Consider the following 21,810-nt stretch of genomic DNA (forward strand, 5'->3'; position numbering starts at 1 on the left):
GTGTTCAGTGCCGTTCGAGGCGGTCGTACGCCGTGCGCCGGGCCGCCAGCAGGGCCGCGCACGACGCCGCGGCCGCCGCCCAGCCGCCCTGCGCGGCGGCGCCGCCGACATAGAGGGAGAGCTGGTCCGACAGATGCCGGGAGACCGCGCCGTCGGGGGTCGCCAGCACCGGTGCCAGGACGGCGCACAGCCAGCCGCCCCCGGTCACCGCGGTCGCCGTGCGCAGCCCCAGCCAGCCGCCGAGGGCGAGCGCGGCCAGCGTCAGCGTGAGTCCGGGCAGCAGCCAGGCGGCGGCTCCCGGCGCGCCCGAGGACGGCAGGACGACACCGGTGAGGGTCAGCAGCGGCAGGCTCACCGCCAGGACCACCGCGGTGCGCACCAGCGCCAGCCGCAGCCCCGCCGACGGGGTGGACGCGGCCAGCTCGTGCAGCGGGTCGGCGTGGCGGCCGTACGACAGGGCCACCCCGGCGACCGGCACCACCGGCGCGACGGCCAGCAGTAGGGGGCGGGCCCCCGTGAAGTCGGCGACGTGGGCGAGCACCACCGCGCCGAACGCCACGAGCAGGACGGCGGGCAGCCAGGCACCGCGCACGGCGGGGGCGGTGGCCCAGAGGAGACGGGGGGTGCGCAGCGGCGCCTTCACCGGTGCCGGCCTCGCGGCCTCCAGGACGGTGTCCCGCACCTCCGCCAGCACCGGCCCCGCCTGCGTGGCCCGGACCGCCCCGGACACCCGGCCCGCGCAGGAGGCGCAGGACTCCAGGTGCTTCTCCAGGGACCAGGCGTCGGCGTCGGGCAGGGAGCCGTCGGCGTAGCCCGCGATCAGGTGGTCGGGTGCGTGCCAGCCGGTCATGCCGGGCCTCCCATCGGGGACGGGGTCAACTGGGCGAGCGCGGCGCGCAGTTCGGCGCGGGCGCGGGTCCCCCGGGACTTGACGGTGCCCTCGGGGATGCCGAGCAGCCGGGCGGTCTCACGGGTGGTCAGCCCGTCCACCACCGTGGCGCGCAGCACCTCCCGCAGCTCCGGGGAGATCCGGGTCAGGGCGGTGCCGACGTCGCCGTACTCCAGCCCCGTCAGCACCCTCTCCTCCGCGGAGGGCGCTGACGGGGCCGGTCCGGTGCCGGCCGGGGCCGTGTCGAGCGGCGTGGTCTCCAGCCGCCCGGCCCGCTCCTGCGCCCGGCGCGCGTCGATCAGCCGGCGTGCCGCGATCGTCCACAGCCAGCCGCCCGCCTCCTCGCCCCGGTGCGCCCCGGCCGACCGCCACACGGTGACGAAGGTGTCCTGGAGCACCTCGCGCACCACCTCGGGGTCCGCGCAGCGCCGGGTGAGGCGGGCGTGCAGCCAACCCGCGTGCCGGTCGTACAGGGCGGCCAACGCCGCCGGGTCCCCGGCCGCGACGGCACGCAGGAGGGCCCCGTCCCCCTCGTCCTTCTCCCGATGGCCCCCCATGGGGCGGAACAGTCTCACACCCCGTCTATCGACGGCCCTGGCGGCGGCGGTTCGCGGTGGGGCGACGGAACGGGGTGTGACCCAGGCCACGTTGTTCCGCTGAGTACGTCTGCCGCCGCGCCCGCTGGGTAGGGCTGCGGTGACCCGCCGTCGTACCGAGACCCCAGGAGGCCCCGTGCCCACCGCACCGGCCCTGTCCAAACCTGAGGCGCCCTTCGCGCCCGAGACGCACGCCTGTGTCTTCAGCGCCGAGGGCGCCTGCGCCGCGACCCCCCTCACCAGCGAACCCCCGCTCCCCGACGCCGAACCCCTCACCAGCGAGCCGCCGCTCGCCGACGCGGTGCCGCTGACGAGTGAGGCCGCCTACTGGGACATGGAGGTCGATCCGGGTATGGACACCGGTATGGACATGGACATGAGCGCCCCGAGGCCGTAGATGACACAGACGCGGTCGGCCGACATCCCCGCCGAAGGGTCCGGACAGCCTCAGGACCCGCCCTCCGACGATCTGTCCCGGCTCGCCGAACTGCACGGCGTCGCCCCCTCCTACCGACCGTCCCCCGACCTCACCGTCGCGGCCCCCGCCACCGCCCTCACCCGTACGCTGACTGCCCTCGGCGTCGACACGAGCACCCCCGCCGCCGTCGCCGCGGCCCTCCACGCCCGCGAACGCGCCCTGCGTGAGCGCCTGCTGCCCCCGACGGTGGTCTGCTGGAGCGGCACCGCACCGCGCGCCCTCGACGCGCTGCCGCCCGGCACCCGGCTGACCGTCACCACCGAACAGGGCGAGACCCACGGCGACACCGCCCGGCTCCCGCCCGGCGTGCACCGGCTGACCGCGGCCGCGCCGGACGGCCGCACCGCCCACAGTCACCTCGTCGTCGCCCCGCCCCGGCTGCCCGCACCCCCCGGACGAACGTACGGACTCCTCGTCCAGCTCTACTCCCTGCTGTCCCGCCGCTCCTGGGGCATGGGCGACCTCGGCGACCTCGCCGCCCTCGCCGACTGGGCCGGACGCTCGCTTGGCGCCGGCTTCGTCCAGGTCAACCCGCTGCACGCGGCCGTGCCGGGACCGCCCACCGACCCGTCCCCCTACCGGCCCTCCTCCCGGCGCTTCCCCGACCCGGTCCATCTGCGCGTCGAGGACGTCCCCGAGTTCGCCCGGGTCGAGGACCGGGCCCGGGTGGACGCCCTGCTGGAACGGGCCGCCCGGCTGCGCGAGGGGGTGCTGGAGAAGGGCGCGCTGATCGACCGGGACGCGGTCTGGGAGGCCAAGCGCGAGGCGCTGGAACTGGTCCTGCAGGTGCCGCTCGACCCCGGCCGGCAGGACGCGTACGCCGCCTTCCTCGCCCGCGAGGGGCAGGCGCTGGAGGACCACGCCACCTGGTGCGCGCTGGCCGAGGCGCACGGCACGCGCTGGCGGCGCTGGCCGTCCGGCCTGCGCGACCCCAGGTCCGCCGAGACCGCCCGCGCCCGGCGCGAACTGGCCGTCCGCGTCGACTTCCACCGCCGGCTCGCCTGGCTCACCGACACCCAGCTGACCGCCGCCCAGCGGACCGCGCGGGAGGCGGGGATGGCCGTCGGCGTCGTCCACGACCTGGCCGTCGGGGTGCACCCGGACGGCGCGGACGCCTGGGCCCAGCAGGAGTACTTCGCCGCCGGGATGTCGGTCGGAGCGCCCCCGGACGCCTTCAACGCGCGCGGCCAGGACTGGGGGCTGCCGCCCTGGCGCCCGGACCGGCTGGCCGAGTCGGGCTACGAGCCCTACCGGATGCTGCTGCGCGGCCTGTTCGGCTACGCGGGCGCCCTGCGCATCGACCACGTCATGGGGCTGTTCCGGCTGTGGTGGGTGCCCGAGGGAGAGCCGCCGACCGAGGGGACGTACGTCCGCTACGACGCCGAGGCCATGCTCGCCGTCCTGGTGCTGGAGGCGTCCCGCGCCGGAGCCGTGGTGATCGGCGAGGATCTCGGCACGGTGGAACCCGGCGTACGGGAGCGGCTGCGGGCGCGCGGGGTGCTCGGCACCTCCGTGCTGTGGTTCGAGCGGGACTGGGAGGGCGACGGCCGCCCGCTGCCGCCCGGGTCCTGGCGCGCCGACTGCCTGGCCACCGCCACCACCCACGACCTGCCGCCCACCGCGGCCCGCCTCACCGGCGAGCACGTCGAACTGCGCGACCGGCTCGGCCTGTCGACCCGCCCGCTGGAGGAGGAGCGCGCGGAGGCGGCGGCCGACGCCGCCGAGTGGCTGGCACTGCTGTCCCGGCTCGGGCTGACGGACGGCGAGGGGGATGAGGACGGTGAGGAGGCCGGCATCCGCGCCGTGCACCGCTTCCTGCTGCGCACCCCGGCGCGGATGGTCGGCGTCTGGCTGCCGGACGGCGTGGGCGACCGCCGCCCGCAGAACCTGCCGGGGACCTGGGACGAGTACCCCAACTGGCGCCTGCCCGTCGCCGACGCGGCCGGCCGGCCGGTCACCCTGGAGGAGCTGACGGCCTCGCCCCGGGTCCGCGCGCTGCTGGAGGTGCTCCGCGAGGACACGACCCGGTCCGGTCCGCCGCACGACGCCGGCCGCCCCTGACGCACCCCCGGACGCGCGCGCCCCGGCGGCGTTCGGTACTTTTGGGCCCGTGGACAACAAGAACGCCCTGCGCGCCGGCGCCCTGGCCTCCGGTACGACGCTGATGATGCTGCTGATGTCGTCCCCCGCCCTCGCGCTCACGCGTGACGACGGCGACGACCCCGGTCAGGGCCTGAGCGTCATCGAGACGCTGGCCCTGTACGTGATCGCCCCGATCGCGATCTTCGCGGTCATCGCGGGCCTGGTCATGGTGCTGGACAAGTCGCACAAGAAGAAGGACCCGACCAGCTCCAACATCACCACCGAGGCCGACGCGACGGCCTGACGCGAGCTCTTCCGAGTCCGCCGCGCGCTGTCGAGGGCGCCGGGCCCGTTCCGGGTGCGCGAGGGCGTGCACCGGCCGGGGCCGGCGCCCTCACGCGTGCGCCGCCGGTCGCGCTCACGCCGGGTGCGGCGCGGTCAGATACCGCTGCACCGCCGGCGCCAGCCACGCCACGATCTCCTCGGGGGACAGCGCCACCGCGGGCGGGAAGCGCAGCACATACCGGGTGAGCGCGAGGCCCAGCAGCTGTGAGGACGCCAGCGCGGCCCGTGCCGGGGCCTGCTCCGGATCGGGGCACACCCGCAGAGCCAGCGGCAGCAGCTGGTCCGCGAAGATGCCCCGCATGCGCTCGGCCCCGGCCTCGTTGGTCGCGCCGACCCGCAGCAGGGCCGTGAGCACCTCGTTCTTCTCCCACATCGTCAGGAAGTGGGTCACCAGCGCCTGTCCGGCCGTGTCGCGGCTGACGGACGCCGGGTCCGGCAGCTCCAGGTCGATCGCCACAGCCGCCGCGAACAGGCCCTCCTTGTTGCCGTAGTAGCGCATCACCATCGACGGGTCGATGTTCGCGTCGCGGGCGATGGCGCGGATGGTGGCGCGGTCGTAGCCGTCGGCGGCGAAGCGCTCGCGGGCCGCCTCGAGGATCGCCGTGCGGGTCGCGTCGGAGCGGCGAGGGGGCCGGGACGTGCTCTGGTCCATATCAACAACCGTAGGCCAACGTGCATGGGCCAACAAGTGTTGACCACCCTGCCGCGGCGCTCCGGGGCCCACCCGGGCTGAGCGCGCCGGCCCGCTCAGCCCCTGCGCACCTCGTACAGCGGCACCCCGCTCGGACATCGCGCTCCGGTCAGGTCCCATGGAAGGATGACCGAACCCACACATATCGAGGAGATGACCGCGTGCCTGGCACAAACCTGACCCGCGAAGAGGCCCAGCAGCGGGCGAAGCTGCTGACCGTTGACTCGTACGAGATCGATCTCGACCTCTCCGGCGCGCAGAGTGGGGGAGGCACGTACCGGTCCGTCACGACGGTGCGCTTCGATGTCGCGGAGAACGGCGCCGACTCCTTCATCGACCTCGTGGCACCGACCGTCCACGAGGTGACCCTGAACGGAGACCAGCTCGACCCGGGCGAGGTCTTCCAGGACTCCCGCATCACCCTGCCGGGCCTGCTCCAGGGACGCAACGTCCTGCGTGTCGTCGCCGACTGCGCGTACACCAACACCGGCGAGGGCCTGCACCGCTTCGTCGACCCCGTCGACCAGCAGGCGTACCTGTACACCCAGTTCGAGGTGCCCGACGCCCGGCGCGTGTACGCGTCGTTCGAGCAGCCCGACCTGAAGGCCACCTTCCAGTTCACCGTGAAGGCGCCCGAGGGCTGGACGGTCGTCTCCAACTCGCCGACACCCGAGCCGCAGGACAACGTCTGGACCTTCGCGCCGACGCCGCGGCTCTCGACGTACGTCACCGCACTCATCGCCGGCCCGTACCACTCCGTGCACAGCGTGTACGAGAAGGACGGCCAGTCCGTGCCGCTCGGCATCTACTGCCGCCCCTCCCTCGCGGAGTACCTCGACTCGGACGCCATCTTCGAGGTCACCCGGCAGGGCTTTGACTGGTTCCAGGAGAAGTTCGACTACGCCTACCCGTTCGAGAAGTACGACCAGCTCTTCGTCCCGGAGTTCAACGCGGGCGCCATGGAGAACGCGGGCGCGGTGACCATCCGCGACCAGTACGTCTTCCGCTCCAAGGTGACCGACGCGGCGTACCAGGGCCGCGCCGAGACCATCCTGCACGAGCTGGCCCACATGTGGTTCGGCGACCTGGTCACCATGGAGTGGTGGAACGACCTGTGGCTGAACGAGTCGTTCGCCACCTACACCTCCGTCGCCTGCCAGGCGCACGCCCCCGGCACCCGCTGGCCGGACGCGTGGACGACGTTCGCCAACCAGATGAAGACCTGGGCGTACCGGCAGGACCAGCTGCCCTCCACCCACCCGATCATGGCGGAGATCCGCGACCTGGACGACGTCCTCGTCAACTTCGACGGCATCACCTACGCCAAGGGCGCCTCCGTCCTCAAGCAGCTCGTCGCCTACGTCGGGCAGGACGAGTTCTTCCGGGGCGTGCAGACGTACTTCAAGCGGCACGCCTTCGGCAACACCCGCCTCTCCGACCTGCTCGGCGCCCTGGAGGAGACCTCCGGCCGCGACCTGAAGACCTGGTCGAAGGCATGGCTGGAGACAGCCGGCATCAACATCCTGCGCCCCGAGTTCGAGACCGACGACAACGGTGTGATCACGTCCTTCGCGATCCGCCAGGAGGCGCCGCCGCTGCCCCCGGGCGCCAAGGGCGAGCCGACGCTGCGCCCGCACCGCATCGCGGTCGGCTTCTACAACCTCGACGAGGCGTCCGGGAAGGTGCGCCGCGACGAGCGCATCGAACTGGACGTCGACGGCGAGCTGACCGCCGTGCCGCAGCTCATCGGAAAGCCGCGCCCGCAGGTCGTCCTGCTCAACGACGACGACCTGTCGTACGCCAAGGTCCGCCTGGACGCGCAGTCCCTCGCCTTCGTGACCGAGCACCTCGGCGACTTCGAATCCTCGCTCGCCCGCGCCCTGTGCTGGGCCTCCGCCTGGGACATGGCCCGCGACGGCGAGCTCGCCACCCGCGACTACCTCTCCCTCGTCCTGTCGGGCGTCGGCAAGGAGTCCGACATCGGTGTCGTGCAGTCGCTGCAGCGCCAGGTGAAGCTGGCGATCGACCTGTACGCCGCCCCTGCCGCCCGCGAGGCGCTGCTCAACCGCTGGACGGACGCCACGCTGGCCCATCTGCGCGCGGCCGAGCCGGGCGGCGACCACCAGCTGGCGTGGGCACGCGCGTTCGCGGCCACCGCCCGCACGCCGGAGCAGCTGGACCTGCTGGAGGCCCTGCTGGACGGCTCCCAGTCCGTCGAGGGCCTGGCCGTCGACACGGAGCTGCGCTGGGCGTTCGTGCAGCGCCTGGCCGCCGTGGGCCGCTTCGACGAGTCGGAGATCGCCGCCGAGTACGAGCGGGACCGGACGGCCGCCGGTGAGCGCCACGCCGCGACCGCCCGTGCCGCCCGTCCGAGCGCCGAGGCCAAGGCCGAGGCGTGGGCGTCGGTCATCGAGTCCGACAAGCTCCCGAACGCCGTCCAGGAGTCGGTGATCGCGGGCTTCGTCCAGACCGACCAGCGCGAGCTGCTCGCCCCGTACACGGAGCGGTACTTCGAGGTCGTCAAGGACATCTGGGAGTCCCGTTCGCACGAGATCGCCCAGCAGATCGCCATCGGCCTGTACCCGGCGCTCCAGGTCTCCGAGGAGACCCTGCGCCGGACCGACGCGTGGCTGGCGGAGGCCGAGCCCAACGCGGCCCTGCGCCGGCTGGTCTCGGAGTCCCGCTCCGGCGTGGAGCGGGCGCTGCGGGCCCAGGCCGCGGACGCGGCGGCCGAGCAGGAGTAGACCGAGCGGGGAGCAACGGCTCCCGCCGACGACGAAGGGGCGCCCACCGGCTCGGGTGGGCGCCCCTTCTCCGCGTCGGTGCGGCGGTCAGGCCTTCAGCTCGGCCGCGACCAGCTCCGCGATCTGCACCGCGTTCAGCGCGGCGCCCTTGCGCAGGTTGTCGTTGGACAGGAACAGGGCGAGACCGTGCTCGACCGTCTCGTCCTGACGGATCCGGCCGACGTACGACGGGTCCTGGCCCGCCGCCTGCAGCGGGGTGGGGACGTCGGTGAGGGCCACGCCGGGCGCGCCCGCCAGCAGCTCCTTGGCGCGCTCCACGCTGATCGGGCGGGCGAAGCGGGCGTTGACCTGCAGGGAGTGGCCGGAGAAGACCGGGACGCGCACACAGGTGCCGGAGACCTTGAGCTCGGGGATCTCCAGGATCTTGCGGGACTCGTGGCGGAGCTTCTGCTCCTCGTCGGTCTCGTTGAGCCCGTCGTCCACGATCGAACCGGCCAGCGGCAGCACGTTGTACGCGATCGGCGCCACGTACTTGTTCGGGGCGGGGAACTCCGCCGCCGAGCCGTCGTGGGTCAGCTTCGGCGCGTCGTCACCGACCTTCTTGACCTGCTCGAACAGCTCGTCGACACCGGCGAGGCCCGAACCGGACACCGCCTGGTAGGTGGCGACCACCAGCGCCTGAAGGCCCGCCTCGGCGTGCAGCGGCCGCAGCACCGGCATCGCGGCCATCGTGGTGCAGTTCGGGTTGGCGATGATGCCCTTGGGGCGGTCCGCGATCGCGTGCGGGTTCACCTCGGAGACGACCAGCGGGACCTCGGGGTCACGGCGCCACGCGGAGGAGTTGTCGATCACCACGGCGCCCTGGGAGGCGACCTTCGGGGCCAGCGCCTTCGAGGTCGAGCCGCCCGCCGAGAACAGCACGATGTCCAGGCCCGAGTAGTCGGCCGTCGCCGCGTCCTCCACCGTCACGCCGTCCAGGACCGTCCCCGCCGAGCGGGCCGAGGCGAACAGGCGCAGCTCGGTGACCGGGAAGTCGCGCTCCTTGAGGATGCTGCGCATGACCGTGCCGACCTGACCGGTGGCTCCGACGATTCCGACCCTCACGGCGACTCCTTCTGAGTGGCTTGACTGTCTCTGCTGCATGGCCGAGGCCTTTCCATCATGCGTCCGACCTCGGGCGACCTGTCCAATTCTTTGCCCGCGATGCCCACAGGATGGGACGCCGCGACGGTGCCGCCCGGCTCAAGTTGTTCCGCTCACGCCCGTGCTGAGCTGGAAGAACCGGCCCGGTGGCGGCCCCGCGCCGCAAGCTCGCCTGCCCACCGCCCCCACCGCTACGCGAAGGTGTGACGTACGCCTCCGTTCGGTGCCGGGGAAACGGGGGACCGCACCGAACGTTTCCGTGCCTCCCGGCGTCATAGGCACCACAGGGCGAGGGGAGGGGTGGCTGTGCTGCGCAGAAAGGCCCGCCGCGGTCAGGGGGGCGGTGCCGTCCGGGACGCGGACGTCCTGGACGACCCGCTGGACGCGGCCCAGGAACGCCGGGTGCGGGCGGTGCTCGCGCTGGGCGGGGTGCCGCAGGCGGACCTGCCGGACGGGGTGCAGCAGGTCCGTCTGCGGCTGCTGGAGCGGGCCGCCGGCGGCCACGAGGCGCCGCGTGACGTGTCCGCGTGGGCGGCGGTCGTCGCCTCCAACCTGGCGATGGACTGGCACCGGGCCCGCAAGCGGCAGGAACGCCTCGGAGAGCGGCTCGCCGCGCTGCGCCAGCCGGTGGCGCACCCCTCCGGCGAGGAGACCAGCCTGCTCTCCCTCGCCGTCGCGCGGGGCCTGGACGAGCTGCCCGACATCCTGCGCCAGGTGGTGGTCCTGCGCTTCTTCGCCGACCTGCCGGTGCGCGGGATCGCCGAGGAGCTCGGCGTCCCCGAGGGCACGGTCAAGAGCAGGCTGCACACGGCGGTACGCGCGCTGCGGGCCCGCCTGCACGAGGACGAGGTGGTGTGACGTGTCCGCCGAACACGACGGGGCCGACGCCCTGATGACCGCGATCACCGGCGAGTCGCTGCCGCCCGGCGCCCGCGCGGACGCCGCCTTCCTGGCCGAGCACCGGGCCGCCGAGGCCGACCTGGCGGTGCTGCGCGAACAGCTCGGCGTCATCGGCCGCGCGCTCGCCGGACCACCCCCCGCGGCCCCCGAACCCGTGGGGTCCGTACGGCCCGCGCACTCACCCTCCCGGCCCCGGCGCCGGGCCTTCTCCCTGGCTCTCGGCGGGCTGGCGGTGACCGCCGCCGCCTCGGTGATGGCGGGCCTGGGATGGCTGGTCGCCGGCGGGCCCGGCGACGGTGACGGCGCGAGCGCGAGCGCGGACGCCGGCTCGGCCGCGCAGAAGCAGTCCGACGAGGCCGCCGCCCCGGCCTTCGGCAGCCCCCGCTACCTGGCCTGCTCCCGGCTGGTGGCCGAGGCCGAGGCCACGGCCGTCGAACGGCTCACCGGGACGACGACGGTGCGGATCACCCTGCGCCTGACCCGCACCTACCACCCGGACGAGGACGCGCCGGGGAAGAGGCCCGACGAGGAACAGGTGTTCGTGGTGGACGAGAACGTCGTCCCCGGCGTCCGCGCCGGCGACCCGGTGCTCGTCGGCGTCCCGCGCGACGCGCGGCAGCCGGACTTCTGGGCCGTCGGCGAGCGGGACATCGCCCCGGAGCGGGCGGCGATCACCGCCGCGCTGCCCGAGGCCCGCGAGCTGGCCTGCGGATGACGAAGGGGCGGGCGCCCTGGTGGACGCCCGCCCCGGATGGCCCTGCCCCGTGGTTACGGAGTGACCTTCTCGATCTTCACGCTGGCCACGCCCGCGGCGGTGCCGCGCGCGTTCAGCAGCTGCACCTGGCCGAAGAACTCACGGCCGGCCGGCGCCTCCGCGGCCGCGGTGACCGTGGCGTCGACGGTGACCGAGGCACCCGTGGCGAGCTTCACCGGCGCCGACTCGTCCACGTCGACGGTGCCGAGGGAGGCGGAGAAGAACACGTCCAGGTAGTCGTACGCCGTCGTCCCGCTCGGCACCGCGTAGCCGACCACCTCGACGGTGTACGTGCCGGCGGCCGGCTTCGCGATGGAGACGGCCTCCTCGGAGTCGCCGTCCGCGGAGCTGGCGACCTGGTTGCCGGCCGCGTCGTAGACGGCCAGGTCGAGGTCGGCGGCCGCGTCGGAGACGTTGCCGATGGAGACGTCCAGCGACGCGGCGCCCTCGGGCACGTCGACCGTGGTGGTCTGCGTGTCGCCCTCGGTGATCGACGGACGCGCCGACTTCGAGGAGCCGAGCGGACCGCCGGCCAGCTTGCCGTCGATCGCGGCGTACTTGTTCGTCACCTTCCAGGAGGCGGTGGCCGGCGTGCCGACCTTGGCCTCGGGGATGGTCACGGTCGCCGGGTCGAAGGACGCGCCGAGGACGGTGACGTCCAGCTTGTACGGGTTGTCGAGCAGCGGCGAGGTGCGGCGCGCCTCGACCTCGATCTCCCAGACGCCGGGCTGCGGGTCGGCGTACGCGCGCACGTCCGGCTTGCAGCCGTTGCCGTCGAGGTAGTTGTTGTAGCAGTACGGGGTGCCCGTGGTGTCCGACGGGACGCCGTAGGGGTGGATGGCGATGAACCGGGTCTGGCTCTTGTCCTTCAGCCCGCCGATCGCGACCTCCAGCGACTTGGCGCCCTCGGGCACGGTCACGAAGTAGGACGCGGTGCTGTTGCGCTGCACCGAACCGGACGCGGCGTAGGTGTACTTCAGCGGCGCCGCGGCCACGACCGTGTTGAGGACCAGCTTGTCGGTGCCCTCGGTGCGCGGGTCGTCGACCTCGAGGATCGCGCTCTTGATGCCGGCCGAGGACGGCTCGGCGGAGATCCTGACGGTGACCGGCTTGTTCAGGCCGAGGCGGATCTCGTCCGAACCGACGATCTCGAAGGTGCCCCCGGCGTTGTTCTCCAGGTGCAGCTCGTGGCGGATCGCCCTGTCCTCACCGGACGTACGGGTGAGGGTGACGTCGTACGTCTTCTTCTGGCCGGCCTTGAGGCCGCCCTCGCGGTCGTAGATGCCGGTGCCGTAGCCCGGGGTCTTCAGGAACTGGTCGATCGCGGTGTCGACCGGCGCCTTGACCGTGTACTCGTGGGCGGTGGCGCCCTTCCTGATGGACTTCCAGGCGTCCACGATGTTGATGAGGCCGGCACCCTCCTCGTACGCCTGCACACCCCTGATGTGGTCGGCGGTCGAGGTCAGCGCGGTGCGCAGCTTCGCCGGGGTGAGGGCGATGCCGTTCTGCTCGGCGGCGCTCAGCAGCAGCGCGGAGGCACCCGCGGCCTGCGGGGACGCCATCGAGGTGCCCTGGAGCATCGAGTAGCCGGCCGGCAGCGCGTAGCCCGCCTCGGCGACCGGGCCGCCCGGCAGCCAGGTCTGCGTGGTGTTGATCGCGGCACCCGGGGCGGAGAGCGTCGGGGTGAAGCCGCCGTCCTCACGCGGACCGCGCGAGGAGAACGGCATCATCGCGTACCGGCTCCTCACCTCGGAGCCGTAGTTGGCGGCCCAGGTCTCCTTGGAGATGGTCGCGCCGACCGAGATGACCTTGTCGGCCAGACCCGGGTCGCCGATGGTGTTCGCGCCGGGGCCGGAGTTGCCCGCGGAGATCACCAGCTGCACGCCGTAGGTGTCGATGAGGCGCGTGTAGAGCTCGGCGCGCGCGTTGTTGCCGTCGTTCAGCGCCGGGAGGCCGCCGATGGACATGTTGACGATGTCGACGCCGCGGTTGACGACGAGGTCGATCATGCCCTCGGTGAGCGCCACGTTGGTGCAGCCGCCGGTCCAGGTGCAGGCGCGCGAGGCGACCAGCTTGGCGCCGGGCGCCGCGCCGTTCATCTTGCCGCCGAACAGGCCGTTCGCGGCGGTGATGCCGGCGACGTGCGTGCCGTGCTCCGACTCGATGACGCCGATGTTGACGAAGTCGACCTTCTTGCCGACCCAGTCGCCGCCGTACGGGTCCATCGGCACGTCCTTGCGGATCTGCACGACGAACGGCTGGCGCTCCACGACGTCGGTCGACGGGTCGTCGGTGCCGAAGTACCCGATCTGGTAGCCGTCCTTGTACGGCTTCATCGGGGTGTCGTCACCGAAGTCGAAGTTGTTGTTCAGGTCGACGCGGACCGTGCCCTGGGCGGCGTCGTACAGGACGCCCCACGTGTCGGTCGTGTCGCCGTCGCGGTTGGCGTCGCCCGCGGCGTCACCGCCGGTGGTGTACGACTCCGCGAAGGTGCTCACCCGGTACGACCCGGCGGGCGCCTTCCAGGACTTGCCGCCGTAGGTGAAGGAGGGGCCGGAGACGGAGGTCGTCATCGGGCGCCAGGTGCGGTCGCTGTCGACGATCGGGTCGGTGGCGGTGACCCAGTCGACGATCTTGCGCTCGCCGGTGGTGGTCTTCTGCAGCGCGGGGTGACCCAGGTCGATGCCGGAGTCCAGGATGCCGATGGTGATGCCGCGGCCGTCCGCCTTCGGGTTCTTCTTCACGAAGTCGACGGCGCCCGTCTCGAAGGACGGGTTGTACGGGTTCTCCGCGGGGGTCCGCTTGTCGGGACCGGCGTACGTGCTCGCCGAGGACGCCGACTTCTTCGTCGAGACGGCCGGGTCGTCCAGCGGGATCTCCTGGCGCAGGTCGATGCCGTGCACGGAGGAGAGCTTCGTCGCGGCGGAGATCGCCGCGTCGGCCTTGCGGGTGGGGACCGTCGCCCGGACGTAGCCGAGCTTGTCGTAGCTCTGGCCCACCGAGCCGACCGCGTCCAGCTGCTCGGCGACCTTCTCGGTCTGGCCGGGCGCGGTCGCGACCATCATGGTGACGTACTTCTCGCCGGTCGCCTTGGCCTCGGCCAGGCGGTCCGCGTCGTCCGAACCGAGCTTGTCGTGTGCGGACTTCACACTCGGGTCCGCCGTCGCGGGAGCGGTGTCCGCCGCGACGGCGAGGGGTATCGGCCCTGCCGCGGAGAGCGCGGCGACCAGGCCGGCGGCCACGGCTATGCGCACCGCACGTCTCGCGCCCGGCTTCGGTTCGCGCTGGGGGCTGTTGATCATCGGCATCCCTTGGAGGTAAAGGAGCATCGGGCGTCCGGAATGCGATCCCGGACGATCGCACAGCTTTATGCAACGGAAGGGCGATAGGGAAGAGTTGACCGAATCGAAATGGACTGATGGGGAAAACCCCCTACGACTTTGCGGGTGATCTGCCGTGAACCGGGGCAAGCCGTGCGAGGGGTTCCGGCACCCCCTCGGGGCCTTTCGCCCGCCCCGGAATCCGGACACGACGACACGGTGGCGCGGTCGGAGGGAGCGCCCGGGCGGGTGCGGCGCCCTCGACCTCGACGGGGCGGGCGGCACCGAGGCGGTCGCCGAGGCCGGGCTCTGCGGCGAGGACGCCGGGACGACCGCCGTCCGGCGTGTCCACCGGAGCCGTCCGGGGCCTGCGCCGACACGGTGAGGAGGGGCCGCCGCCGGATCCGCACGGCCCCTCTTTCCCCCCTTCGCCGCCCCCCTGATCGGCGTTCAGGTCGGTCAGGGGCGGGGCAGCACCACGACATACGCGGCCGGGTCGCGGTCGACCGCCGCCATCAGGGCCGTACGGACCACCGCCGCCTGCTGCTCCATGGTGTGGCGCAGCTTCTTGGGGGTGATGTGGACGACCGTGATGCCGAGCCGCTCCAGCGTCTCCCGCTTGCGGGCGTACTCGGACCACTGGGCGTCGTCGTCGCCCCGGTCGCCCTGGCGGGGCCCGCGGGTGTCCAGTTCGACCGCCACCGAGTGCTCCGGCCAGAACGCGTCGAGGCCGCCGAGATGGGGGCCGCCGGGCAGCCGCAGGTCCACGTTCCACACCGGGTCCGGCAGGCCGTGCTCGCGGACCATCGTGTAGAGCAGGTCCTCCGCGCGGGCCCGGCCCTCGGCGAGCAGGGAGTCCACCGCGTCCACCACGTGCGGGCGGTTCAGCAGCTTCGCCTGCGTCAGTTCCCGGACCACGGCCGCCGGTTCGCAGTGGCCGCCGCGCACGGCCTCGGTGAGCAGCCGGCGGACGGCGCGGGCGTCCTTCAGCTCCGCCACCGCGTCGGCCAGCGCACGCGGCACCGGCGCCACCGGCAGCCCCGTCACCTGCTCCGGGACGGGCAGCGCGGTGGTGCGCAGGACGCGCGCGCAGCCCGCGGAGCGCAGCCGGCGCATCCGCGGCACCAGGACGTCGACGGTGTCCAGCGCGGTGAGCGGCGGGGCGGCGGAGAAGCCGTGCAGGGTCAGGGCGGCGAGCCCGGTGATCATCGCCTCGGCGTAGGCGGGCGCGGCGGGCGCCTCGCCCCCGCTGGGCTGGGCGGGCACTCCGGGCGACCGCTCCCGCGCGGCGTACATCAGCACCGCGTGCAGCCGCTCCTCGCTGGTGGGCGGGCCGGGGCGGAGCAGGTAGACGCCGGGCAGGAGCTGCTGCCAGGGGCCGCCGGGCCGGCACTGCTCGTTCGTCTCGGCGGCGGAGACCCCGTGGGCCTTGAGGCGGGCGGCCGTCATGACACGGCGGTGGACCTCGGAGAGGTGGTGCAGGGGGCGGGGGGAGAGGGGGGAGACCGGGGTGTTGTGGTTCATGACCCGGAGACTTCCGCGTCCGATGAGCCCTTTAACCGCTGTTACACGCCCGTCGAAAAATACGGACAACAACGCACTAAAGGACGGATGTTCGGTTGCCGAGTAGACACGGAAAACCCCTGGTCCGTTCGGGTGGGGCCAGGGGTTACGGCTGCTATTGCCTGAATTCCGTAACGGTCACGGACCGCCGTGATCGTTGGCCAAAGGTGTCAGTCGGTTGACGCCGTCGCGTCGCACGCCTGCGCCCGCAGCGCCCGCGCCAGATCGTCCCGCGACTCCAGTACCAGCCGCCGCAGCGCCGGCGCCGCGTCCTCGTGGGCCGTGAGCCACGCGTCCGTCGCGTCCAGCGTGGCCCGCGACTGCTGGAGCGCCGGGAACAGGCCCCGGACCACGTCCATGCCGATCTGGATGGACCGCTCCCGCCACACCCGCGCGATCGCCGCGAAGTACTTCTCCGTGTACGGCGCGAGCAGCTCCCGCTGCGACGCCTGCGCGAACCCGCCGATGGTGGCCTCGACCAGCGCGTTGGACAGCGCGTCCGACTCCACGACCTGCGCCCACGCCTGCGCCTTCACCGCCTCCGAGGGCCGGGCGGCCAGCGAGCGCACCTGGTGGCGCCTGCCCGACGCCGTGTCGTCGCGGGTCAGCTCCTCCTCCAGCGCCGACGCGTCGACCACGCCGTGGGCGGCCAGCGGCTCCAGGAACGCCCAGCGCAGCTCCTGGTCCACCGTGAGCCCCTCGACGGTCGCCTTGCCGTCCAGCAGACCCGACAGCAGCTCCAGGCCCTGCTCGTCGGTCACCCGGGCGAAGAACCGCGCCCACGCCAGCTGCTGCTCGCTGCCCGGCCCGGCCGCGTGCAGCTGTTCCGACGCGCCCTCGGTCAGCAGCCGCGCACCGCGCTCGCGCCACTCGGGCGCCGCGTAGTGCGTCAGCGCCGAGTCGGCCCACGCGTGCAGCATCTGCAGCACGCCGATGTCCGACTCGCGGCCGCCGAACCGGAGCACCAGGCCGATGAACTCCCGGGCCGGCAGCAGAGCGTCCCGCGTCATGTTCCATAGTGCCGACCAGCACAGTGCCCGCGCCAGCGGGTCGGTCAGCTCGCCCAGTGACTCCCGCAGCGTCGCCAGCGACGTCTCGTCGAAGCGGGTCTTGCAGTACGTCAGGTCGTCGTCGTTGACCAGCACCAGGTCCGGCGCCTCGGAGCCGGCGAGCTCCGCCACGACCGTCCGCGGCCCGTCCACGTCCGTCTCGGCGCGCGCGTAGCGCTCCAGCGCCCCGTCCGCGCCCCGCCGGTACAGTCCCACCGCCACCCGGTGCGGACGCAGCTCGGGGTGCGACTCGGGGGCCTCCTGCACCACGGCCAGCTCGTCGACGCGGCCCTCCGGGTCCAGCAGCACCTGCGGGGTCAGGGCGTTCACGCCCGCCGTCTGGAGCCAGGAGCGCGCCCAGGCACCCATGTCCCGCCCGCTGGTCTCCTCCAGCACCGACAGCAGGTCGCCGAGCCGCGTGTTGCCGTACGCGTGCCGCTTGAAGTAGCGGCGGGCGCCCTCCAGGAAGGCGTCCTGGCCGACGTACGCCGCCAGCTGCTTCAGCACGCTCGCGCCCTTGGCGTACGTGATGCCGTCGAAGTTGAGCTTGGCGTCCTCCAGGTCACGGATGTCGGCCGTGATCGGGTGCGTGGAGGGCAGCTGGTCCGCGCGGTACGCCCATGCCTTGCGGCGGTTGGCGAAGGTGATCCAGGCGTCCTTGAAGCGGGTCGCGCCGACGTTGGCGAACGTGCCCATGAAGTCCGCGAAGGACTCCTTCAGCCACAGGTCGTCCCACCACTCCATGGTGACCAGGTCGCCGAACCACATGTGCGCCATCTCGTGCAGGATCGTGTTGGCGCGGCCCTCGTACGACGCCCGGGTCACCTTCCCGCGGAAGATGTACTCCTCCCGGAAGGTCACCAGGCCCGGGTTCTCCATCGCGCCCAGGTTGTACTCGGGCACGAACGCCTGGTCGTACTTGCCGAACGGGTACGGGTAGTCGAAGTGGTCGTGGAAGAAGTCCAGGCCCTGCTTGGTGATCAGGAAGACGTCGTCGGCGTCGAAGTGCGGGGCCAGCCCCTTGCGGCACATGGCGCCCAGCGGGATCTCCAGCCGGCTGCCGTCGGCGAGCTCCCGCGTGTAGGAGTCCGTCACATAGTGGTACGGCCCCGCCACGACACACGTGATGTACGTCGAGATCGGCTTGGTCTCGGCGAACCGCCAGACACCGTCCGCCGGTTCACCGGCGCCGTTGCTCCACACCGTCCACTGCTCGGGCGCCCGCACCTCGAACCGGAACGGCGCCTTGAGGTCCGGTTGCTCGAAGTTCGCGAAGACCCGGCGCGAGTCGGCCGGCTCGTACTGGGTGTAGAGGTAGACCTCGCCGTCCTCCGGGTCGACGAAGCGGTGCAGGCCCTCGCCGGTGCGCGAGTACGCGCACTGGGCGTCGACGATCAGCTCGTTGTCGGCGGCGAGGTCCTCCAGGACGATCCGCGAGCCGTCGAAGACCTCGCTCGGGTCGAGGTCGCGCCCGTTGAGGGAGACGGACGTCACACGCGGCGCGATCAGGTCCGCGAAGCTCGACGCGCCGGGCTCGGCGCAGCGGAAGCGGATCGTGGTGACCGAGCGGAAGGTGCGCGGCTCACCGTCCCCGGGTCCCTCGCCGAGGGCGGACCGTACGTCGAGGGACACCTCGTACCCGTCGACGGCCAGCAGGGCGGCCCGCTCCCGGGCCTCGTCGCGGGACAGATTCTCACCGGGCACGCGTGGCACTCCCTTGTGTCGTGGATGCGGCTGAACAGGACCGATCCTGCCATGCGCACCTGACCCGGGGCAGCCGGGAATGGACGGGCGGACCGGGGTTGTTCCCGTGGAAAACGTTTCCTCCTGAGGAGAGACATGTCGGACAAGACCCCCGTCGACTTCTGGTTCGATCCGCTGTGCCCCTGGGCCTGGATGACCTCCCGCTGGGTCCTGGAGGTGGAGAAGGTCCGTGACATCGAGGTCCGCTGGCATGTGATGAGCCTCGCGGTGCTCAACGAGGACAAGCTCGACGAGCTGCCCGAGGAGTACCGCGAGATGCTCTCCACCACGGCGTGGGGTCCCGTCCGTGTCGTCATCGCCGCCCAGGAGGAGCACGGCGCCGGCGTCCTCGGTGACCTCTACACCGCGCTCGGCACCCGTATCCACAACCAGGGCGAGGGTCCCGGCCGGGAGACCGTCGCCGCCGCCCTGAAGGACGTCGGTCTGCCGGAGTCCCTCCTGGAGCACTGGGACGGCACCCCGTACGAGCCGCAGCTGCGCGCCTCCCACAAGGAGGGCATCGACAAGGTCGGCCAGGAGGTCGGCACCCCGGTCATCGCCGTCCCCGGCGACGACGGCGAGCAGATCGCCTTCTTCGGCCCCGTCGTCACCCCCGCCCCGAAGGGCGAGGAGGCCGCCAGACTGTGGGACGGCACCCTCGCCGTGGCCTCGGTGCCCGGCTTCTACGAGATCAAGCGGACCCGTACGAAGGGCCCGGACTTCAGCAACCTGTAGGGATCACCCGTCGGCTGCGGTCTCCTCCTCGAGGAACTTCTCGGGGAGGCGGCCGTAGCCGCCCTTGTTCATGTGCGGGTAGTACGTCAGACAGCCCTTGGCGGTGCACCGCCACAGGTTGTCCACGTAGAAGTTCGGCCCCTCCTTCTCCCGCACCCACGCCTTCTCGTCCTTCTCGAGGAACCGGAAGATCTGCATGGTGCCGCAGGTCGGGCACTCCAGTGTGCGGGTCCTCATCAACCCCTCCTCGCCGTCACCGCCAGGTCCGGGAAGTCGGTCACCACCGCGTCGACCCCCAGTCCGTAGTACAGCGCGTACTCGGCGAAGGCGTCCCCGAAATCGTTCGGTCCGGTTCCCCGCCGCAGCTCCGCCGGCAGGAACTGGTTCTCCGCGCGGAAGGTGTACGCCCCGACCCGCAGCCCCGCCGCGTGCGCGTCCGCGACGAGCGGCGAACCGGCCACCGAGGACTTGTCGGGCCCGATCCAGCCGGCGTACTCCGCGATCCGGGCGAGCCCGGCCGGCGTCATCATGTCCCGGTACGTCGTCGGGTCCCCGGACGACACCAGGTCGTACGGCCCGCCCGTGGTCCCCAGCGCCTGCCACAGCTCCAGCCCCAGCCGCGCCGCCGCGATCCGCTTCAGACTGCTCGGCTCGAAGGACTGCACCACGCACTCGCGCCGGCCCAGCCGGTTGCGCCGCACCGCCTCCACCAGCTTCGGCTCCAGCGGCAGCCCGATCGAGCGGAAGTAGGTCGGGTGCTTGGTCTCCGGGAAGACGGCGATCGTCCGGCCGTGCTCCTTCGACAGCCGGCGCGCCAGGTCGACCACCTCCTGGAAGGTCGGCACCTCCTCGCGCCCGTCGAACACGGTGTTGCGGTTGCGGACCTGCGGCAGCCGCTCGACCGCCCGCAGCGTCTTCAGCTCCGCCAGCGTGAAGTCCTCCGTGAACCAGCCGGTCACCGCCCGCCCGTCCACCGTCCTCGTCGTCCGGCGGTCCGCGAACTCCGGGTGCGCGGCCACGTCGGTGGTGCCCGAGATCTCGTTCTCGTGCCGGACCACCAGCACATGGTCCTTGGTCGGCACCAGGTCCGGCTCGATCCAGTCGGCCCCGGTCTGCACGGCGTACGTGTACGAGGCCGCCGTGTGCTCGGGACGCCAGCCGGCCGCACCGCGATGGCCGATGACGAGGGGCCGGCGCGGGCGCGCCGGGGCGGCGGACGTGGGGGCGGGCACGGCGGCCAGCGCCGGGCCGGCGGCCGCCGCGAGCAGCAGCGATCGACGTCTCACAGGCATGGGAGTTCCCTTTCCTGGTAGGGGAGTTGCCGGGCCGGTCGGGACCGGAGGGCGTCAGGCGCGCGCCCGCCGCCGGGCTTGCGCCAGCCGTTCGAGGTGCTCCTCGTACGCCCGCGCGTAGTACGCGGCGCGTTCCGCGTCGGGTGCGACGACCGACGTCGGCCGGGTCCAGGCCGCCGTGTCCAGCGGCACCCCGTACCGCCGAGCCGCCGCGAGCACCGCCCCCCGCGCGCCGACCTCGCCCTCGACGACCCGCAGCGGCCGGCCCAGGACGTCGGCCAGCAGCCGCATCCAGGCGGGGCTGCGGGTGCCGCCGCCGCACACGGCCAGCGTGCCGGTGAGCCCGGCCGCCGCCAGGCAGTGCCGGGCGGCGAAGCCGATGCCCTCGCAGGTCGCCCGGATCAGGTCGGCGGGCGTCGACTCCAGGGAGACTCCGGTCAGTTCGGCGCGCAGCCGGGGCTCGACGAACGGCGCCCGCTCACCGGACGGCGCGAAGTACGGCAGGACCCGCACCCCGTGCGCCCCCGGCGGGGTCCCGGCCAGCAGCCCGTCGACCTCCTCGTGCCGCACGCCGGTCGTCGTCAGCACCCAGTCCAGTGCCGCCGTGCCGACCATCGCCGGCATCGCCCGCAGCCAGTGCCCGGGGCGGTCGGTGCTGATGTACAGGCCGGCCGGCTCACCGCCGAGATCGAGCTCGGTGGTGGCGACCAGCGCGGCCAGACACGTCCCGACGATGAGCAGACCGTCGCCGGGCGCGGTCGCCCCCGCGCCCAGCGCGCAGGCCGGCAGGTCGTACGGCCCGTTCACGACCCGTGTCCCGGCGGGCAGACCCTCGCCGCGCGCCGGGGCCGTCGCCACCGGATCGCTCACGGGGGCCAGCAGACCGCGCCGGTGGGTGAGCCCCAGCAGCTCCACCACCTTGTCTTCGTACCTGCGGGTCAGCGGGTCGAGGAACGGCATCGACGCGTCCGAGACGTCCGTCGTCGCGTCCGCGCCCGTCAGCCGCCGGAACACCATGTCCTTGCAGTACAGGGCGACGGCCGCGGCGTCCAGCGCCTCCGGCTCGTGGGCGTCCAGCCAGGCCAGCAGCGGCCCCGGCGACCCCGGGAACATCGCGCCGCCCGTACGCCGGAACACCGCCTCGGCCGTGCCGTCCGCCAGCCACCGGTCGAGCAGTCCGTGCGCCCGGCCGTCCATCCAGGAGGCCGCGGGCCGCACCGGCCGCCCCCGCCCGTCGACCAGCCACACCCCGTCGCCCTGCCCGGTGAGCCCGGCCAGCTCGACCGGCCCCGGGACCCGGACGGTCAGCTCCTCCAGGACGGCGACGACCGCCCCGTACACCTCGTCCATGTCCTGCTCGACGACGCCGTCGCGCAGGGTCAGCGCCAAGGGGCGGGCCGCCACGCCCCGCTCGTGTCCGTCGCCGTCGAAGGCCGCCGCCTTCACCATGGACGTGCCCACATCGATACCGACGTACATGCCAGCC

At 73.1% G+C, this 21,810-nt stretch carries 17 protein-coding genes; 7 read left to right on the forward strand and 10 right to left on the reverse strand.

Annotation, left to right across the window (positions count from 1 at the left end):
* Positions 1-4 precede the first annotated feature (4 nt).
* Both ACFRAC_RS01840 and ACFRAC_RS01845 read right to left on the reverse strand, forming a co-directional pair.
* Positions 5-850 (reverse strand): zf-HC2 domain-containing protein, encoded by an 846-nt coding sequence (locus tag ACFRAC_RS01840; RefSeq protein WP_382919496.1) that lies wholly within the window; start codon positions 848-850, stop codon positions 5-7.
* Entirely contained in the window at positions 847-1,446 is a 600-nt protein-coding gene (locus tag ACFRAC_RS01845) for an RNA polymerase sigma factor (RefSeq protein WP_382919498.1), read from the reverse strand. Before ACFRAC_RS01845 ends, ACFRAC_RS01840 begins: the two co-directional genes overlap by 4 nt.
* A 175-nt stretch (positions 1,447-1,621) precedes the next feature.
* On the opposite strand from ACFRAC_RS01845, the gene ACFRAC_RS01850 reads away from it, so the two are divergent.
* From ACFRAC_RS01850 to ACFRAC_RS01860, 3 genes are read left to right on the forward strand one after another with little or no spacing between them, the layout of a single operon-like run.
* Positions 1,622-1,882, forward strand: a complete 261-nt coding sequence (locus tag ACFRAC_RS01850; protein WP_382919499.1) for a hypothetical protein — start codon at positions 1,622-1,624, stop codon at positions 1,880-1,882.
* Positions 1,883-4,024, forward strand: coding sequence for a 4-alpha-glucanotransferase (malQ, locus tag ACFRAC_RS01855; RefSeq protein ID WP_382919501.1), 2,142 nt, complete (start codon positions 1,883-1,885; stop codon positions 4,022-4,024). It abuts the gene before it with no gap.
* A 49-nt stretch (positions 4,025-4,073) separates the two neighbouring features.
* Positions 4,074-4,349, forward strand: a complete 276-nt coding sequence (locus ACFRAC_RS01860; protein ID WP_382919503.1) for a hypothetical protein — start codon at positions 4,074-4,076, stop codon at positions 4,347-4,349.
* A 114-nt stretch (positions 4,350-4,463) separates the two neighbouring features.
* Here ACFRAC_RS01860 and ACFRAC_RS01865 read toward each other — a convergent pair whose 3' ends face one another.
* Positions 4,464-5,042, reverse strand: coding sequence for a TetR family transcriptional regulator (locus tag ACFRAC_RS01865; protein ID WP_382919505.1), 579 nt, complete (start codon positions 5,040-5,042; stop codon positions 4,464-4,466).
* 200 nt (positions 5,043-5,242) lie between these two features.
* Between ACFRAC_RS01865 and pepN (ACFRAC_RS01870) the strand changes: the two genes are divergently transcribed.
* Positions 5,243-7,825 carry an aminopeptidase N gene (gene pepN / locus ACFRAC_RS01870; protein ID WP_382919507.1) on the forward strand — a complete coding sequence of 861 codons (2,583 nt, stop codon included), beginning with the start codon at positions 5,243-5,245 and terminating at the stop codon, positions 7,823-7,825.
* 87 nt (positions 7,826-7,912) lie between these two features.
* Here the strand turns inward: pepN (ACFRAC_RS01870) and ACFRAC_RS01875 are convergent, their stop codons facing one another.
* Positions 7,913-8,929: an aspartate-semialdehyde dehydrogenase gene (locus tag ACFRAC_RS01875; protein ID WP_382919509.1), complete on the reverse strand. Its 1,017-nt coding sequence runs from the start codon at positions 8,927-8,929 to the stop codon at positions 7,913-7,915.
* Positions 8,930-9,268: 339 nt separating this feature from the next.
* On the opposite strand from ACFRAC_RS01875, the gene ACFRAC_RS01880 reads away from it, so the two are divergent.
* Entirely contained in the window at positions 9,269-9,826 is a 558-nt protein-coding gene (locus ACFRAC_RS01880; RefSeq protein WP_382919511.1) for an RNA polymerase sigma factor, read from the forward strand.
* 1 nt (position 9,827) lies between these two features.
* Positions 9,828-10,583, forward strand: a complete 756-nt coding sequence (locus ACFRAC_RS01885; RefSeq protein WP_382919513.1) for a hypothetical protein — start codon at positions 9,828-9,830, stop codon at positions 10,581-10,583.
* 53 nt (positions 10,584-10,636) lie between these two features.
* On the opposite strand, the gene ACFRAC_RS01890 is transcribed toward ACFRAC_RS01885, so the two are convergent.
* The 3 genes from ACFRAC_RS01890 to pepN (ACFRAC_RS01900) all read right to left on the reverse strand — a co-directional run bounded on the left by ACFRAC_RS01890 (position 10,637) and on the right by pepN (ACFRAC_RS01900) (position 18,258).
* Entirely contained in the window at positions 10,637-13,924 is a 3,288-nt protein-coding gene (locus ACFRAC_RS01890; RefSeq protein ID WP_382919515.1) for a S8 family serine peptidase, read from the reverse strand.
* 477 nt (positions 13,925-14,401) lie between these two features.
* Positions 14,402-15,466, reverse strand: a complete 1,065-nt coding sequence (locus ACFRAC_RS01895) for a hypothetical protein (RefSeq protein ID WP_382919517.1) — start codon at positions 15,464-15,466, stop codon at positions 14,402-14,404.
* A gap of 209 nt (positions 15,467-15,675) precedes the next feature.
* Positions 15,676-18,258: an aminopeptidase N gene (pepN, locus tag ACFRAC_RS01900; RefSeq protein WP_382919519.1), complete on the reverse strand. Its 2,583-nt coding sequence runs from the start codon at positions 18,256-18,258 to the stop codon at positions 15,676-15,678.
* Between the two features lie 135 nt (positions 18,259-18,393).
* Between pepN (ACFRAC_RS01900) and ACFRAC_RS01905 the strand changes: the two genes are divergently transcribed.
* Entirely contained in the window at positions 18,394-19,032 is a 639-nt protein-coding gene (locus ACFRAC_RS01905; protein WP_382919521.1) for a DsbA family protein, read from the forward strand.
* Positions 19,033-19,035: 3 nt separating this feature from the next.
* Here ACFRAC_RS01905 and ACFRAC_RS01910 read toward each other — a convergent pair whose 3' ends face one another.
* Genes ACFRAC_RS01910 through ACFRAC_RS01920 form a run of 3 tightly spaced genes read right to left on the reverse strand, consistent with a single transcriptional unit; the run spans position 19,036 to position 21,803 of the window.
* Positions 19,036-19,269 carry a hypothetical protein gene (locus ACFRAC_RS01910; RefSeq protein WP_382919522.1) on the reverse strand — a complete coding sequence of 78 codons (234 nt, stop codon included), beginning with the start codon at positions 19,267-19,269 and terminating at the stop codon, positions 19,036-19,038.
* Entirely contained in the window at positions 19,269-20,324 is a 1,056-nt protein-coding gene (locus ACFRAC_RS01915; protein WP_382919523.1) for a glycerophosphodiester phosphodiesterase family protein, read from the reverse strand. Before ACFRAC_RS01915 ends, ACFRAC_RS01910 begins: the two co-directional genes overlap by 1 nt.
* Positions 20,325-20,378: 54 nt before the next feature.
* On the reverse strand, positions 20,379-21,803 hold the full coding sequence (locus tag ACFRAC_RS01920) for an FGGY family carbohydrate kinase (protein ID WP_382919525.1): 1,425 nt from the start codon (positions 21,801-21,803) through the stop codon (positions 20,379-20,381).
* Between the last annotated feature and the right edge of the window lie 7 nt (positions 21,804-21,810).

This window comes from Streptomyces sp. NPDC056628 (assembly GCF_042792555.1).
GTDB lineage: Bacteria > Actinomycetota > Actinomycetes > Streptomycetales > Streptomycetaceae > Streptomyces.

Coding starts and splice junctions, on each gene's coding strand:
- ACFRAC_RS01865 (WP_382919505.1), bottom strand. CDS start 5,042: ATGGACCAGAGCACGTCCCGGCCCCCTCGCCGCTCCGACGCGACCCGC.
- malQ (WP_382919501.1), top strand. CDS start 1,883: ATGACACAGACGCGGTCGGCCGACATCCCCGCCGAAGGGTCCGGACAG.
- ACFRAC_RS01920 (WP_382919525.1), bottom strand. CDS start 21,803: ATGTACGTCGGTATCGATGTGGGCACGTCCATGGTGAAGGCGGCGGCC.
- ACFRAC_RS01845 (WP_382919498.1), bottom strand. CDS start 1,446: ATGGGGGGCCATCGGGAGAAGGACGAGGGGGACGGGGCCCTCCTGCGT.
- ACFRAC_RS01840 (WP_382919496.1), bottom strand. CDS start 850: ATGACCGGCTGGCACGCACCCGACCACCTGATCGCGGGCTACGCCGAC.
- ACFRAC_RS01905 (WP_382919521.1), top strand. CDS start 18,394: ATGTCGGACAAGACCCCCGTCGACTTCTGGTTCGATCCGCTGTGCCCC.
- ACFRAC_RS01915 (WP_382919523.1), bottom strand. CDS start 20,324: ATGCCTGTGAGACGTCGATCGCTGCTGCTCGCGGCGGCCGCCGGCCCG.
- ACFRAC_RS01910 (WP_382919522.1), bottom strand. CDS start 19,269: ATGAGGACCCGCACACTGGAGTGCCCGACCTGCGGCACCATGCAGATC.
- ACFRAC_RS01895 (WP_382919517.1), bottom strand. CDS start 15,466: ATGAACCACAACACCCCGGTCTCCCCCCTCTCCCCCCGCCCCCTGCAC.
- ACFRAC_RS01890 (WP_382919515.1), bottom strand. CDS start 13,924: ATGATCAACAGCCCCCAGCGCGAACCGAAGCCGGGCGCGAGACGTGCG.